The organism is Azospirillum brasilense (assembly GCF_008365405.1).
Taxonomy (GTDB): Bacteria; Pseudomonadota; Alphaproteobacteria; order Azospirillales; family Azospirillaceae; genus Azospirillum; species Azospirillum brasilense_D.
The window spans coordinates 268471-283549 of record NZ_QOKV01000004.1; the positions used below are offsets into that span (position 1 = coordinate 268471).

14 protein-coding genes are annotated in these 15079 nt (G+C 69.6%); 8 read left to right on the forward strand and 6 right to left on the reverse strand.

Annotated elements, in window-relative coordinates; genetic code table 11:
- The first annotated feature begins 99 nt into the window (after positions 1–99).
- Positions 100–531, forward strand: a complete 432-nt coding sequence (locus tag DS837_RS09800) for a CBS domain-containing protein (protein WP_247889844.1) — start codon at positions 100–102, stop codon at positions 529–531.
- A 74-nt stretch (positions 532–605) separates the two neighbouring features.
- Here DS837_RS09800 and DS837_RS09805 read toward each other — a convergent pair whose 3' ends face one another.
- The 3 genes from DS837_RS09805 to DS837_RS09815 all read right to left on the reverse strand — a co-directional run bounded on the left by DS837_RS09805 (position 606) and on the right by DS837_RS09815 (position 4538).
- The gene (locus DS837_RS09805) at positions 606–1337 is read right to left on the reverse strand and encodes a TerC family protein (RefSeq protein WP_149164559.1); all 732 of its coding nucleotides are present in this window, start codon (positions 1335–1337) and stop codon (positions 606–608) included.
- 122 nt (positions 1338–1459) lie between these two features.
- Positions 1460–1894 (reverse strand): RNA-binding S4 domain-containing protein, encoded by a 435-nt coding sequence (locus DS837_RS09810; protein WP_149164560.1) that lies wholly within the window; start codon positions 1892–1894, stop codon positions 1460–1462.
- Positions 1895–2027: 133 nt separating this feature from the next.
- On the reverse strand, positions 2028–4538 hold the full coding sequence (locus DS837_RS09815) for a helicase-related protein (protein WP_170295796.1): 2511 nt from the start codon (positions 4536–4538) through the stop codon (positions 2028–2030).
- 172 nt (positions 4539–4710) lie between these two features.
- On the opposite strand from DS837_RS09815, the gene DS837_RS09820 reads away from it, so the two are divergent.
- Complete coding sequence (locus DS837_RS09820) at positions 4711–6378, forward strand: hypothetical protein (protein ID WP_149164561.1); 1668 nt, start codon at positions 4711–4713, stop codon at positions 6376–6378.
- A 282-nt stretch (positions 6379–6660) separates the two neighbouring features.
- Positions 6661–8550: a molecular chaperone HtpG gene (htpG, locus tag DS837_RS09825; RefSeq protein ID WP_149164562.1), complete on the forward strand. Its 1890-nt coding sequence runs from the start codon at positions 6661–6663 to the stop codon at positions 8548–8550.
- A gap of 104 nt (positions 8551–8654) precedes the next feature.
- Here the strand turns inward: htpG and DS837_RS09830 are convergent, their stop codons facing one another.
- Both DS837_RS09830 and DS837_RS09835 read right to left on the reverse strand, forming a co-directional pair.
- Complete coding sequence (locus DS837_RS09830) at positions 8655–9848, reverse strand: sensor histidine kinase (RefSeq protein WP_149164563.1); 1194 nt, start codon at positions 9846–9848, stop codon at positions 8655–8657.
- 103 nt (positions 9849–9951) lie between these two features.
- Positions 9952–10893 carry a transglutaminase family protein gene (locus DS837_RS09835; RefSeq protein WP_149164564.1) on the reverse strand — a complete coding sequence of 314 codons (942 nt, stop codon included), beginning with the start codon at positions 10891–10893 and terminating at the stop codon, positions 9952–9954.
- 191 nt (positions 10894–11084) lie between these two features.
- Here DS837_RS09835 and DS837_RS09840 point away from each other — a divergent pair, with 191 nt between their 5' ends.
- From DS837_RS09840 to DS837_RS09855, 4 genes are all read left to right on the forward strand, one after another.
- Positions 11085–11519 (forward strand): Fur family transcriptional regulator, encoded by a 435-nt coding sequence (locus tag DS837_RS09840; protein ID WP_035679968.1) that lies wholly within the window; start codon positions 11085–11087, stop codon positions 11517–11519.
- A 161-nt stretch (positions 11520–11680) separates the two neighbouring features.
- Positions 11681–11923, forward strand: a complete 243-nt coding sequence (locus DS837_RS09845; RefSeq protein WP_247889845.1) for a hypothetical protein — start codon at positions 11681–11683, stop codon at positions 11921–11923.
- A 68-nt stretch (positions 11924–11991) separates the two neighbouring features.
- Positions 11992–12675, forward strand: coding sequence for an HAD family hydrolase (locus DS837_RS09850; protein ID WP_149164565.1), 684 nt, complete (start codon positions 11992–11994; stop codon positions 12673–12675).
- A 110-nt stretch (positions 12676–12785) separates the two neighbouring features.
- On the forward strand, positions 12786–13172 hold the full coding sequence (locus DS837_RS09855) for a response regulator (protein WP_149164566.1): 387 nt from the start codon (positions 12786–12788) through the stop codon (positions 13170–13172).
- Here DS837_RS09855 and DS837_RS09860 read toward each other — a convergent pair.
- Complete coding sequence (locus DS837_RS09860) at positions 13167–13895, reverse strand: SAM hydrolase/SAM-dependent halogenase family protein (RefSeq protein WP_149164567.1); 729 nt, start codon at positions 13893–13895, stop codon at positions 13167–13169. The genes DS837_RS09855 and DS837_RS09860 overlap by 6 nt on opposite strands.
- 168 nt (positions 13896–14063) lie before the next feature.
- Between DS837_RS09860 and DS837_RS09865 the strand changes: the two genes are divergently transcribed.
- Positions 14064–15062: a metal ABC transporter solute-binding protein, Zn/Mn family gene (locus DS837_RS09865; RefSeq protein WP_149164568.1), complete on the forward strand. Its 999-nt coding sequence runs from the start codon at positions 14064–14066 to the stop codon at positions 15060–15062.
- Positions 15063–15079: the final 17 nt, after the last annotated feature.

Sequence of the window (15079 nt, forward strand, 5' to 3'; positions counted from 1 at the left end):
ATCCGAGGTGCGGTCTTCTGCCGCAGTTTTGCACCCGCGAGATTTGCTATTGTTTCCCTGCAGCGCTTGAGTTTGTAAACAAATTACAAATTGGGGGAAATGATGAAGCGGAAGCTGGTTCCGGACGTGGTGAAGTCGCAGGAACTCATCCTGGTGCCGGAGGACACCTCCGTCCTGACCGTGTCGAAGCTGATGGCGGAGAAGAACATCGGCGCCGTTCTGGTGGTGAACCACGGCGACCTCGTCGGCATCGTCACCGAGCGCGACCTGAACAACAAGGTGCTCTCCACCCAGATCGACCCCTTGGAAACCGAGGTGTCGGCGATCATGACCCGCAACCCGGACACCCTGCCCCCGGACGCGGACGCCATCGAGGCGCTGACCCTGATGCAGTCGAAGCATTACCGCCACCTGCCGATCACCCAGGGCAAGCGCGCGGTCGGCATCGTCTCGATCCGCGACCTGTTCAAGCTCGCCTACGAGCATCTGGTGGAGGAGGTGGAGTTCCGCGACAGTCTGATGCGGACCTGATCCCCGGAAAGCGAACGGGCCGCCCCCGGAAAAGGGGCGGCCCGTCGGAAGACCCGTTCAGGAGGGCCGGAGCGTCAGTGCGCTTCGGCCTTCTTCCGTTTGCGGCGGGCGGCGGCCATCAGGTTCAGCGCCTCGACCAGCGTCGAGAAGGCGATGGCGAAGTACAGATAGCCCTTCGGGATGTGGAAGCCGAAGCCGTCGGCGATCAGCGCCACGCCGACCAGCAGCAGGAAGGACAGGGCCAGCATCTTCACGGTGACGTGGCGGTTCACGAAGTCGCCCACCGGGCGGGCGGCGAACAGCATCACCGCCATGGCGATGATGACGGCGGTGACCATCACCGGCAGGTCGTTGGACATGCCGACCGCGGTGATCACGCTGTCCAGCGAGAAGACGATGTCCAGCACGATGATCTGCCCGACCACCGCGCCAAAGCTGGCGACCTTGGGAGCGGAACCGCCCTCCTCGTGGCCTTCCACGGTGTGGTGGATCTCGATGGTGCCCTTGGCCAGCAGGAACAGGCCGCCGCCGAGCAGGATCAGGTCGCGGCCCGAGAAGCCCATGCCGAGCACGGTGATCAGCGGTTCCGTCAGGGTCGCCACCCAGGAGATGGAGGCGAGCAGCAGAAGCCGCATGACCAGCGCCAGCGCCAGACCGAGCTGCCGGGCCTTCTGCTGCTGATGGACCGGCAGCTTGGCCGCCATGATCGAAATGAAGATGATGTTGTCGATGCCGAGCACGATCTCCAACGCGGTGAGCGTCAGGAGGCTGGCCCAGACCTGCGGGTCGGAGAACAGTTCGAGCATGAGGGCGGCGGGCTCCGAAAAAGTCGGCCGTTGCGGGACTATTTTGCGCAGATGAGGTTGCGGCCCCTGAATGGCAATGGCCCGGCCCGCGCTTCGCCGCCGCTTTCCCCGGCTGTTCCGGCTTACTCCTCTCCGTACAGCTGGTCGAGCGCCCGGCGGTCGCGCTTGGTCGGGCGCCCGGCGCCGGGCTCCCGCGGGGCCGGCGGCGCGCGGTAGGGGTCGTGGATCGCCTCCTCGCGCACCGGCGGGGCGAGGTCCTCGTAAAGGGCCAGCGCCTCCGGCGCCGGGCCGCGCCGGCTGCCCAGCGCGACCACCTTGATCACACGGATGTGCCGTCCCTGCGCAAAGGTCAGCACGTCGCCGGGTTTCACCGCGTAATGCGCCTTGTTCACAACGGTGCCGGACACCCGCAAGCCGCCGCCGTTGCACAGCTTCGCCGCGAGGCTGCGCGTCTTGAAGAAGCGCGCAAACCACAGCCACTTGTCGATTCGCAACCGGCCCGCCGGGGTGGGGTCGGAGCGGGGGATGTCGTCGTCGTTGTCGTCGAGGTCGGTCATGCGGGGCCCCCACCCTTCCCACGGCGGACGCCGTGGGCCCCTTCCCTCCCCCGCTTCGCAGGAGAGGGAGGCTCAATCCCCTCCCCTGCGGAGCGGGGGAGGGTCAGGGTGGGGGCAAAAGCGAATCTCTTCATCACGTTCCCGAAAGCTGGCGCAGCTTGGCGAAGGGGTGGTCGGCGTTGACGGGGGCCTCGCGGCGGGGCTTGTGGCGCGGGTTGCGGCGGCGGCGCCAGGAGACCGCCCCATCCTCCGCCACCGAGCGGGTGTAGCCAAGCCCCTTCATCACCGCCCCCAGCTCGTCCGGCTTGGCGCCGATCATCTGGGCCAGGGCCGGCTCGGCCACCGCCCTTCCATCCTTGGCGGCGGTCAGCAGCTCGGTCTCCAGCCGGTCGAGCATGTCCACCCGCAGCGCCCGCGGTCCCGCCGCGGGGTAGCCGATGGCCTCCCAGAAGGCGGGCGGCGCGCCCGTCGCCTCCACCGAGACGCGGCCCGGCGGCGGGATCGGCACCGGCAAAGGCAACCGATGCTTCACCGCCCACAGCAGCCCGCGCAGTTCCACCGCCCCCGGCTTGGCGAGCGCCGTCAGATAGAGGTGCGACACGCCGAGCCGCACGCCATGGCGGGACAGCGCCTTGCGGTCGGCCTTCTCCAGCCCCTCCACCATCGGGGCGACCGGCGCACGGGGCATCGCCCCCATGTTCTCGACGAGCTGGAAGGCCAGCCCGCGCGCTGTTCCCGTCAAATCCGCCGCATCGCGCAGCGCCAGCAGGGGGCGCAGCCGGGCGGCGACGCGGTCTTTCAGCCAGCGCTCCAAGCGGACGCGCACACGGTCGAGCTGCCCCTGGTCGAGCAGCCCCTCGTCGAAGGGCAGAACCGCCGGGGTCAGCACCGACGGGCCGGGGCCGAGCCGGGCCACCGCCAACCCGTCCGCCGTCAGCACCCCGTCCGGCCCAAGCGCGAACACATCGTCCGGCTCCTGCTCGAAGGCGCGCAGGCGGGACGCCACTTCGTCGCGAAGCGCGCGGCGGGCGGCGGTCAGCAGGGACTTGGCCTCCTCCGAGCGCTCCGGCGCGTCGGGGACGAAGCGGAAGCCCTCCAGCCGGCCCACCGGGTGACCCTCCACCACCACCTCGCCGTCGGCGCGCACGCCGCCGATCAGCTCCCGCCCGTCCTTCAGCGTCCGGACCAGCGTGGCCGAGCGGCGGTCGATGAAGCGCTGCGTCAGCCGCTCGTGCAGGGCGTCGGACAGCTTGTCCTCGATGGCGCGGGTGCGCGCCTGCCAGTGCACCGGGTCGGTCAGCCAGCTCGGCCGGTTGGAGATGTAGGTCCAGGTGCGGATGTGGGCGATGCGGGCGACCAGCGCGTCGATGTCGCCCTCGGTGCGGTCGAGCCGGGCGATCTGCTTGGCCGCCCAATCCTCGTCCAGCCGCCCGATGCCGGTGCGCAGCTGGCGGAAGATCTGCCCGAGCAGCCGGGTGTGGGCGTCCGACAGCACCTTGCGGAAGTCGGGGACCTGGCAAACCTCCCAGAGCAGGCGCACGTTGTCGCGGCCCTTGGCGAGGTCCATCACCTCATGGTCGCGGACCAGCGCCTGGAGCGCCAGATGGTCGTCGGCGTCGCGGGCGCGCAGCAGCTCGGGGATCGGCGGGCGCTCCTCCAGCGACTTCAGCAGGAAGCCCGGCGTGTCGAAGCGCAGCTTGCTGTTGCGCCACATCAGCGTCTTGATCGTCTCGAACTGGTGGTTCTCGACGCGGTCGACCACGTCGGCCTCCAGCTCCCCCACCTCGTCGGTGGTGCCGAAGGTGCCGTCGCGCATGTGCCGCCCGGCGCGCCCGGCGATCTGCGCCACCTCCGGCGCGCGCAGGCGGCGCGGGGCGAAGCCGTCGAACTTCACGATGCGGGCGAAGGCCACATGGTCGACGTCCATGTTCAGACCCATGCCGATGGCGTCCGTCGCCACCAGATAGTCCACCTCCCCCGCCTGATAGAGCCCGACCTGGGCGTTGCGGGTGCGCGGGGACAGCGCCCCCAGCACCACCGCGGTGCCGCCGCGCTGGCGCCGGATCATCTCGGCCAGCGCGTAGACGTCGGTCGCCGAGAAGGCGACGACGCAGGAGCGCGGCGGCAGGCGCGTCAGCTTGCGGTAGCCGGCGTAGGTGAGCTGCGAGAAGCGCGGCCGGCTGATGAACTCGGCGCGCGGCACCAGCCGGCGGATCAGCGGCTGCACGGTGTCGGAGCCGAGGAACATCGTCTCCACCAGCCCGCGCGCGTTGAGCAGCCGGTCGGTGAAGATGTGCCCGCGCTCCGGATCGGCGCAGAGCTGCACCTCGTCCACCGCCAGGAAGTCCACCGCCCGGTCGAGCGGCATGGATTCCACCGTGCACACCCAGTAGGACGGGCTGGGGGGCAGGATCTTCTCCTCCCCCGTCACCAGGGCCACGGCGTTCTTGCCCTTGATCGACACGATGCGGTCGTAGTTCTCACGGGCCAGCAGGCGCAGCGGAAAGCCGATCATCCCCGTCCGGTGGCCGAGCATGCGCTCGATGGCGAGATGGGTTTTCCCGGTGTTGGTCGGCCCCAGCACGGCGACCACCCGGCCACCCGCACCCAGACCGCCCCCGGACGAAGAAAGGACAGAGGTCATAAGCGTAAGTTTTGGGCCTGGAGACCGGCAATGCAAGCGTCAGGGCGGCCGTGCCGTGCTGCAACGCCCATCCGGGGCCGAACTCTTTCGGAAACGGTATAAAACCTCGGGCCGATGGACGGGCGCCGGTTATCCCGTCTACCCTGGCGCGCTCCACCCTAAGGGATTCCTCATGCGCCACACCCTGCGCCGTCTTCCCGCCCGTCCGCTCGCCGCCGCGCTGATGCTCGCAACCCTGGCGCTGCCGCCCGCCGCCGCCCGCGCGGAGGCCCCCCCGGTGACCGAGGACGGGGCCAGGGCGCTCGCCGCCGCGCTGAAGGACGGGTTGGCCCGCTGGTTCCCCAAGAGCGAGGGCGACGCGACCGAGCTGCGCTGGACCGGCGAGCCGGTGGCCACCCCGGCCGGCGACCATTACGAGGTCGCCCTGCCCGCCCTGACCGCGGTGTCGGACGACGGCACCACCGCCGACATCGGCACCATCCGCCTGACGGTGAAGCCGCAGGACGGCAACACCCACGCCGTCACCGCCACCCTGCCCGACCGCGTCGCCATCCTGGACAACGGCAAGCCGTCGGCCACCGTCAAGCTGGGCCGCCAGCGCATCAGCGCCCTGTGGTCCGGCGCCTACGAAACGGCGCTGTCCATGGACGCGGAGCTTGGCGACCTGTCGGTCACCAGCGACCGCAAGGGCAAGAAGGGCAAGAAGGACGAGAGCGCCCTGACCGTCGGCGCCATCACCGTCGCCGGGGAGCTGAAGCCGGACGGCAGCGCCGCCGCCGGCACCCCGCTGTGGAGCGGCCCCGGCGCGCTGTCCATCAGCAACCTGCGCTTCCTCGACGAGACGAAGAAGGAGGTGCTGAACCTCGGCGGCCTGACGATGGAGGGCACCTACACCCGCGTCGACCTCGCCCGCGCCGACGCCATGCAGCGGCTGACCCAGACCCACGCCCTGGCCGGCACCCAGCCCCCGGCGGCGGAGCTGATCCCGCTGATGCAGAACCTGATGGGCGGGGCCAGCGGGCGCGTCCGCCTGTCCGGCCTGACCGCCCTGAATCCGGAGGACGGCACCCGCCTCGCGCTGGGCCAGCTCGTCCTGCGCGGCAGCGCCGAGGATCTGGACAAGCCGATGGCCTCGACCACCTTCGGGATCGAGTCCAGCGGCCTGACGCTGGAACCGGAGGTGGCACCGAAGGCCTTCATGCCGGACAAGCTGGACGTTCAGATCAGCACCGCGAAGCTGCCGACCGCTTCGCTGTGGCGGGCCTTCGCCGACCTCGCCACGCTGGCCGAGGCCCAGGCCGCCGCGGGCGAGGAGGATGAGGAAGAAGGCGAGGGCGAGGAGGATGAGGAAGAAGGCGAGGGCGAGGAGGAAGCCGACTTGCCGGACCATGGGGCCGACGAGGCGGCGGTGGCCGCCATCGGCAACCGGCTGATGGGCGCCATGGCGGAGGTCGGGACGGAGCTGCGCATCGACCGCTTCGTCGTCAACACCCCGGCGACCTCCGGCACCGTGACCGGCGCCATGCGCATGGCCGCCAACTCCGCCTTCGGCGCGGTGGGCAGCAGCACCGTGCTGCTGCGCGGCCTGGACGCCGCCACCAAGGCGATGCAGCCCAAGCCGGGCAAGAAGGCCGACGAAAGCACCCAGAACGCGCTGGGGGTGATCGCCATGCTCCAGGCCTTCGGGCAGGCGTCCAAGGACGACGCCGGCAACGACGTGCGCAGCTACAAGATCGACGTCACCGAGACCGGCCAGTTCCTGCTGAACGGGGCGGACATGAGCGCGATGATGGGCATGGGCCAGCCGGAGCCGGAGCCGATCCAGGGCAAGAAGCGCTGAGGCTGCGGGAAGGGTCTTGCCCCCACCCTTCCCACGGCTGCGCCGCGGGCCCCTTCCCTCCCCCGCTGACGCAGGAGAGGGAGTTGATCCCCTCCCCTGCGAAGCGGGGGAGGGTTAGGGAGGGGGCAACACGTCTCCCAACCCAACCCACCACTCCGGTTGCGAAACTCCAGTGCAACGCCAGCCGATCGCTCTTGCATGGGGCGGCGCGCTCGCACATATCTGCGCCGTCCTTCGGACCCATCGGCAAGCTTACCAACAAGAACGATCAAGGATGACACCATGACCGAGGAACGGCTCAGCTTCCAGGCCGAGGTCAGCCGCCTGCTCGACATCGTCGCGCACTCGCTCTACAGCGAGAAGGAAGTCTTCCTGCGCGAGCTGGTCTCCAACGCCTCCGACGCCTGCGACCGGCTGCGCTACGCCGCGCTGACGCAGCCCGAACTGTCCGCCGACGACCCGAACCTGAAGGTCCGGCTGACCGTGGACAAGGAGGCGCGGACCCTCACCGTGGCCGACAACGGCATCGGCATGAACCGCGAGGATCTGGTCGAGAACCTCGGCACCATCGCGCGCTCCGGCACCGCCGCCTTCATGCGCAACCTGAAGGACAGCGCGAAAGACGGGGATGCCAAGAAGGACGTCAACCTGATCGGCCAGTTCGGCGTCGGCTTCTACTCCGCCTTCATGGTCGCCGACCGGGTGGAGGTGCTGACCCGCAAGGCCGGGGAGACGCAGGGCTGGCGCTGGCTGTCGGACGGCAAGGGCGAGTTCACCATCTCCGACGTCGCCGACCTGCCGCGCGGCACACAGATCAAGCTGCACCTGCGCGAGGGCGACGACGAGTATCTGGAGGAGCACCGCCTCTCCGGCATCGTCCGCAAATACTCCGACCACATCGCCATCCCGATCCTCTTCGGCGAGGGTGAGGACGCCAAGTCGCTGAACAGCGCGTCGGCCCTGTGGATGCGCTCCAAGAGCGAGATCACGGCGGAGCAGTACACGGAGTTCTACCACCATGTCGGGCACGCCTTCGACGATCCGTGGCTGACCCTGCACTGGCGGGCCGAGGGCGCCATCGAATACACGAACCTGCTGTTCGTTCCGTCCTCCAAGCCGTTCGACCTGTTCGACCCCAAGCGCGCCCACCGGGTGAAGCTGTACGTCAAGCGCGTCTTCATCACCGATTCGGCGGAAGGGCTGCTGCCGCCCTACCTGCGCTTCCTGCGCGGCGTGGTGGACAGCGAGGACCTGCCGCTGAACATCAGCCGCGAGATGCTCCAGCACAACCCGATGCTGGCCAAGATCCGCGCCGGCATCACCCGCCGCGTCCTGTCGGAGCTTGGCAAGAAGGCCCGCGACACCGAGAAGGCGGAGGAATACGCAGCCTTCTGGGAGAATTTCGGCGCCGTCCTCAAGGAAGGCCTCTACGACGACTACGAGCACCGGGACGACCTGCTGAAGCTGATGCGCTTCCGCAGCACCGCCGGTGACGGTCTGGTCTCGCTGGAGGAGTATCTGGGCCGCATGAAGGAGGGCCAGGAGGCCATCTTCACCATCAGCGGCGACGACATCGAGACGCTGAAGCGCAGCCCGCAGCTCGAAGGCTTCAAGGCCAAGGGCGTCGAGGTGCTGTTGCTGACCGACCCGGTGGACGAGTTCTGGGTGCCGTCGGTCGGCAGCTTCCAGGACAAGCCCTTCAAGTCGGTGACCCGCGGCGGCGCCGATCTCGGCAAGATCCAGGGCGGCGAGGAGAAGCCCGCCGAGGAGAAGGCCTCCGAGGGCGAGCTGACCGACCTGCTGGTCCTGCTGAAGCTGACGCTCCAGGACGTGGTGAAGGACGTCCGCCCGTCGGAGCGCCTGACCGACAGCGCCGTCTGCCTCGTCGCCGACGAGAACGACATGGACATGCACCTGGAACGCCTGCTGAAGCAGCACAAGCAGCTCGGCATGGACGCCCCGGCGGCCAAGCGCATCCTGGAGGTCAACCCCGCCCACCCGCTGATCAAGCGCCTCGCCGAGCGCGCCAAGGCAAGCGGTGCGGCGACCTCGCTGGACGACGCGGCGTGGCTGCTGCTCGACCAGGCGCGCATCGTGGAAGGCGAAGCCCTCCCCGACCCCGCCGCCTTCGCCCGCCGTCTGGCGAGCGCCATGGAGAAGGGGCTGGCGTAAGGGTTCGTCACCGTTGCCCCCTCCCTAACCCTCCCCCTCTTCGAGGGGGAGGGGACTTTTCTCCCTCTCCCGCAAAGCGGGGGAGGGCCGGGGTGGGGGCAAGGCTACCCGCCCACCCGCTCCGCCGGGAAGACCAGCGTCATGGTGGTGCCGCGGTCGGGCGCGGTGTCGATGTCCAGCCTCCCCCCGTGAAGCTCCACCAGCCGCTTGGTCAGCGGCAGGCCGAGGCCGGTGCCGATGTGGTTGCGGCCCAGCGCGCTGTCGATCTGGCCCCAGGGCTCCAGCGCTTTCTCCAGCTCGTCGGCGGTCATGCCGATGCCGGTGTCGTGCACCGAAAGGCACAGCGCCCCGTCCGCCGCCACGCGGCCGTTCAGGGTGACCACCCCGTCGGGCGGCGTGAACTTCACCGCGTTGGACAGCAGGTTCAACAGCATCTGCCGCAGCTTGCGCTCGTCGGCGCGCAGCGCAGGCAATTTCGGCGGCAGGTCGGTGTCGATGCCGACCCCGGCCCGCCCGGCGCGGTCGGAGAGCAGGCGGGCGCTGCCCACGGCGACGCGCAGCACGTCCACCGCGGATTCGGCCAGCTCCAGCCGTCCGGCCTCGGCCTTCGACAGGTCGAGCAGGTCGTTGATGAGGTCCATCAGGTGCCGCCCACTTTCCGCGATGTCGCGGGCGTAGTCGCGGTAGAGCGGGTTGGAGATCGGCCCCAGGACCTCCTGCTCCAGCAGTTCGGCGAAGCCCATCATCGCGTTCAGCGGGGTGCGGATCTCATGGCTCATGCAGGCGAAGAAGGCGGTCTTGGCGCGGTTGGCGCGCTCCGCGGCGCGGCGGGCCTCGTCGAGCTGGCGGGTCCGCTGGATGATCTGTTCGTCCGTCCGCGCCAGCAGGGCCACCCCCGACCCGATGCCGAGGTACCGCCCGTTCTCCAGCACGACGAAGCCGGAGGCCAGCGCGCCGGGCTTGTCCTGCATGATCCGCCGCGCGACCTCGCAGAGCGGAAGGTCCGCGTCCACCAGCAGCGAGTCCGGGTCCATCGCCGTCCGCGCCGGCGCCTCCGGATCGGCAATCCCCGCCAGCGCCAGACGGTCCACCAGCCCCAGGACGCGCCCGTCCTCCGCCGTCACGGCGAGCGCCGGCAGACCGGGTTGGGCGGCCAGCCGGTCCCGCAGGGTGCGGCAGGGCGTGTCCGGCCCGACGGGCGGCTCACGGACGGCCAGCAGGGCCGCCACCAGGACAGGGGCGGTCTCCATTTCCGGCGTGCCGCTTGGGACGGGACTGGTCGGATCGGGATCGAGCACGGGGTGACGCAGCCTCGTCTGTCGGATGGGACGGTCGGTCCGGAACCGAAGCAGCCCCGGACCCTCCATCCTGCCAGACGTTCGTTTGCAATTGGTTGCCGTATCAGACGGCTCCGGCCGCCGGCACCGCGTTCTGCGGAGCGCCGCCGGCGCCCGTCCCGCCGGTCGCCGTGACCTGCACATCCACCGTCATGCCGAGGAAATCCGCCGGCGCCCCGGTCCAGGAACCGCCGAGCGGCACCGCCTGCGACGGGTCCCGGGCAACGGCGACGCGGATCAGGTTCTTGCCGCCGACGATGCCGTTGGTCGGGTCGAACTCCACCCAGCCGCAGCCCGGCAGGTAGATCTCGACCCAGGCGTGGGTCGCCCCGCCGCCGGTCATCGCCCCATCCTGCCCATCCCGCGCGGGATCGTAGAGGTAACCGGACACGAAGCGCGCCGCGAAGCCCAGCGAGCGCACCGCCTCCATCATCAGAAGCGCGAAATCGCGGCAGGAACCGCTCTTCCAGGTCAGGGTGTCCACCGGGCTCTGGGTGCCCTCCAGGTCGCGCGCCTGATAGGTGAAGGTTTCCTTGATGGCGCGGGTCATCGACACCAGCATGTCCTGCGTGTCGGGCGGCCCGCCCTCGCCCAGCGTCACGAACTGCCGGGCCCATTCGTCCACCAGATGGTCGGGGTCCGGGTAGTGCCGCTGGGTGGTCAGCGCCAGGTCCGGCACCTCCTCCGCGGAATAGCTGAAGGGGTAGGAGCGCGCGTAGTCCTCGATGGGGAATTCCAGCTCGCCCATCGGGTAGTGATCGACCCGGATGTGGCTTTCGAAGCGCAGCTCGGTCGCCGGCTGGTCGAAGCTCACCACCGCGATGGAATTGCCGAACACGTCGTGGAGCCAGCGGACGGAGGCCGGCGGCGGGCTGATCACCAGACCCGTTTCGATCAACCGCAGATCGTGGCTGTCGCGGGGCCGGAACATCAGGCGATGGTCGCCGAAGGTCACCGGGTTGGCGTAGCGGTAGGTGGTGGTGTGGTGGATGTCCAGGGTCATCATGGCGCGCGCCCTTTCCGTAAGCCGACACCAAACGTCGGCGTTTGTGAATGGTTCCGAATCACAGTATGGTGCTCGGGCATTCGGGTGGCCGTGCCGGGGAGGGACGGCGGCCAACGCGCGGCCGGGGCCACACGTGCCAAGCCACAAGGGGCCGGTCCGCGCGCCCATGAGACGACAACAAGGGGACTTCCATGCCTTCGCGCCTCGAACAGCTCTGCATCGAGAAAGGGCTGAAGATGACCGACCAGCGCCGCGTGATCTCGCGCGTGCTGTCGGAGGCCGCCGACCACCCCGACGTGGAGGAGGTTCACCGCCGGGCATCCACCATCGATCCGCGCATCTCCATCGCCACCGTCTACCGCACGATGCGCCTGTTCGAGGATGCGAACGTCATCGACCGGCTGGACTTCGGCGACGGCCGCGCCCGCTATGAGGAAGCCGGGTCGGAGCACCATCATCACCTGATCGATCTCGAATCCGGAAAGGTGGTGGAGTTCCAGAATGAAGATCTCGAACGGCTGAAGGAAGTCATAGCCCGCGAATTGGGCTATGAACTGCTCGGCCATAGGCTTGAATTGTATGGTGTTCCGTTGCGCCGCCGCACCACCACGTCGGAGGGGGAGTAACGCCCGGGCGTGCCCTTCCTTGAGTCCTTTGGACTCGTCGGGCACCATCCGGACGATAATCCCATCAATTGCGGGTTGCGCCGGGCGCGGGTCTGTCCAGAGGCGATGCGTGGTCCTAGCTTCAGGAACACACACGAATCACCGACGGATCAACCGCCGCCATGGACGACACGAACAACGACCCGGTTCTCGCCCGCCTCGACCGGCTGAACGACAGCGTCACCCGCCGTCTGGACAAGCTGGAGGAGCGCCTGCGCATCCTGGAGCAGGACAACGGCGAGATCATCAACCTCCTGATCGCCGTGAAGGCGGGGCTGGAGGAATGCGCCGGAGAAATCGCCGCCGGCGAGCTGCTGGTCGAGGCGGAGGACGCGGACGATTCCCCCAGCCCGTCGCTGCACTAAGTTGCGTCGGACGGGCCTCCTCAACGCATTTGGCTTGTGACGCGGCGCGTTCCACCGGATAAGGGCGCATGCAGACCAGCGCCATTCCCATTCCCGACGTCATCGTCTCCAGCCCCTCCACCGGAGGAATCGGCCCCCTGGCCTCCATCGCGCCGGGGGTGGCCTTCTTCGACTTCGACGGGACGCTGATCCACGGCGACAGCCTGCTGATGTTCATCGGCGAGGTCATCGGGCGCAACCGCGCCCGGCTGGCCTTTCTGGACGCCCTGCGCTCCGGTCTGCACCGCCACGCGCGCGGGCGCGGGCCGGGGGTGGATTTTCCGGGATCGGTCAAGACCATTTTGCTGCGCCGGACGCTGCGCGGCGTTCCGGTGGCCGACGCGCTGGCCGCGGCGGAACGGCTGGTCCACCGCATCCGCTGGCACGCCCCGCTGGTCGAAACCCTGAAGATGCACAGGCGCGAGGGGCGCCGGGTGGTCGTCGCCACCGGAGCGCTCGACGTCTACATGCCGGCCCTGCTGCGCGGGTTGGACGTCGACGACCTGCTCGCCACGGGGATGGAGGTGGAGGACGGCACCCTGACCGGGCGGCTGTGCACCGGCAATTGCGTCCGGCTGGACAAGCAGGAGCGGGTGCGCGGCTGGATCGCCGCCAACGGTCCCTTCGGCGAAACCTGGGGCTACGGCAACCGCCCCAGCGACCTGCCCATGCTGTCCATCGTCGACCGCCCCACCGTCGTCAAGATCCGCTGACGTCAATATCCGCTGATCAGACGGCGCGTGCCGGCCATAGGGATTTGCAACCCGAACCCGCGTGGCGTAGAAAACTCCTGAGCTTCAGGGAAGCCCGTGGTGAGACCCCCATGACGACCGGCTTTTCCATCGACGCCAACATCCGCCTGCCCGGCCAGGGGGACCGCCACGCCGTCGTCGCCGACGACGATCACGCCCAGCGGAACGCGCTGGCCCGCCATCTGGCCGAACGCGGCTTCACCGTGTCCACGGTGTCCGGCGGCTTCGAAGCGCTGAGCCTCATCGGGGCGGAGGGTCCGGCCGTCGCCCTGCTGCGCCGCCGCATGCCGGAGGACGAGGGGGACCGGGCCGCGGCGCTGGCCTGCATGCTCTACCCGCACACCCGGATCATCCTGACCGCCGGCGCGCCGGACACCCAGCCGGGCAACAGCCCGGTCACCGTGCTGACCCGCCCGGTGGATCTGGCGCTGCTCGACCGCTGCCTGGACGGACTATAGGACCAATTCGACCGGCATCCCCACAGCCAGCCCGGCGTCGCGGTCGGCGCGGCCCCGGTTGACGGCGATCTCCGCCAGACCGCTGGAGTTCGCGTACCACAGCGCCTCCCCCACCGGGACGTCGGCGAAGGTCCGGCCACGGCGCACCGTGCGCCCGCCGGCCCGCAGCACCGCGTCCTCCGGCAGCCGGTCGGCGCGCAGGCCGGTCATGGCGTTGCCGTAGACGTCCACATAGACGATCCGCGCCAGATCGTCCGGCCAGTCGGGCCGCGCGAGGCTGGCCGGAGCGACGGGCTCCAGCACGACCGGGTTCCCCATGGCGAGGCTGGCCGCCACCGGGGCGAACAGGTCCCGCCCGTGGAAGCTGGCCGACAGCCGCTCGGGCCGCCAGCCGATGCTCCAGGCGCGCACCGACCCGGCCCGCCGCCGCAGCAGTTCGAACAGGCCGTTGTCCGGCCCGACGAAGCGGCGCCCGTCGGCCTCCACCACCAGCGGGCGGCGGTCGGTCCCGACGCCGGGGTCGACGACGCAGAGGAAGACGCTGTCCGCCGGGAATTCCGGAGCGTAGGCGGCCAGCAGATAGGCCGACAGCTGCGGATCGAAGGCGGGCGCGTCGGCGAACAGGTCGATGACCGGCAGCCCCGGCGCCATCCGCGCCAGCACCGCCTTCATCTGCCCGGTGTAGGGGCCGGACAGCCCGAAATCCGTAAAGAGCACGATCATCCCGCCACTGTAGCGCACTCCACCCCGTTCGGTAAGACACGGATCGTCACGAGCCGCCTTGCAAGGCCGGAGAGGCGCTTCATATATTCGTGGAACGCAAATGCACTCCGCCCCGTTTACTTGGTCCGCCTGCCCTAACCTTGCCGATCTTTGTCAGGACCAATGAATATGAACATATGTTCAAAAACCTTCGCGACGAAGAGCCTGACGAAGTTTATCGCGGCCGTCGGCTTGGCCGTTTGCCTCCTCTTGCCGGTAGCGGCGCAGGCCGAAAGTGAACGGCCCCATATCGTCGCTACCACCGGCATGGTCGCCGACCTCGTGCGGGCGGTGGCCGGCGACCGGGCGGAGGTGGAGGCGCTGATGGGCGAAGGCGTCGATCCGCACCTGTTCAAGCCCACCCGCTCCGACACGGTGAAGCTGCTGCGGGCCGACGCGGTGTTCATCAGCGGCCTGCACCTGGAAGGCAAGATGACCGCCGCCTTCGACCGGCTGCGCGAGTCCGGCAAGCCGGTGGTGGCGCTGGGCGATGCGGTGCCCAAGGAGCGGCTGCTCAGCCCGCCCGAATTCGAGGGCGCCCACGACCCGCACATCTGGATGGATGTGGGAATCTGGGCCAGCACCCTGCCGGCCATCCGCGACGGGCTGGCGCGGCTCGACCCCGCGGGTACCGAGACGTACGCCCGCAACGCCGACGCGTACGGGGCGGAGCTGGCGCGGCTCGACGCGTACGCCCGGCGCATCCTGGCCTCCATCCCCGGCAAGGCCCGCGTGCTGGTGACCGCCCACGACGCCTTCAACTATCTGGGCCGTGCCTACGGGATCGAGGTGCGCGGCATCCAGGGGATCAGCACGGAATCCGAGGCCGGGCTGCGGGTCATCGAGGAACTGGCCGCGCTGCTGGCGGACCGCGGCGTGCCGGCGGTCTTCCCGGAAACCAGCGTGTCCGACCGCAACGTCCGCGCCCTGGTCGAAGGGGCGGGGGCCCGCGGCCATCGGGTGACGCTGGGCGGCGCCCTGTTCTCCGACGCCATGGGCGCGCCGGGCAGCTATGAAGGCACCTACATCGGCATGATCGACCACAATGTGACGACCATCGCCCGCGCGCTGGGCGGCGAGGCGCCGGCCGACGGCTTTCAGGGCAAGCTCGCCCTGGCGCAGCGCTGACGCGGCGGAGAAGGAAC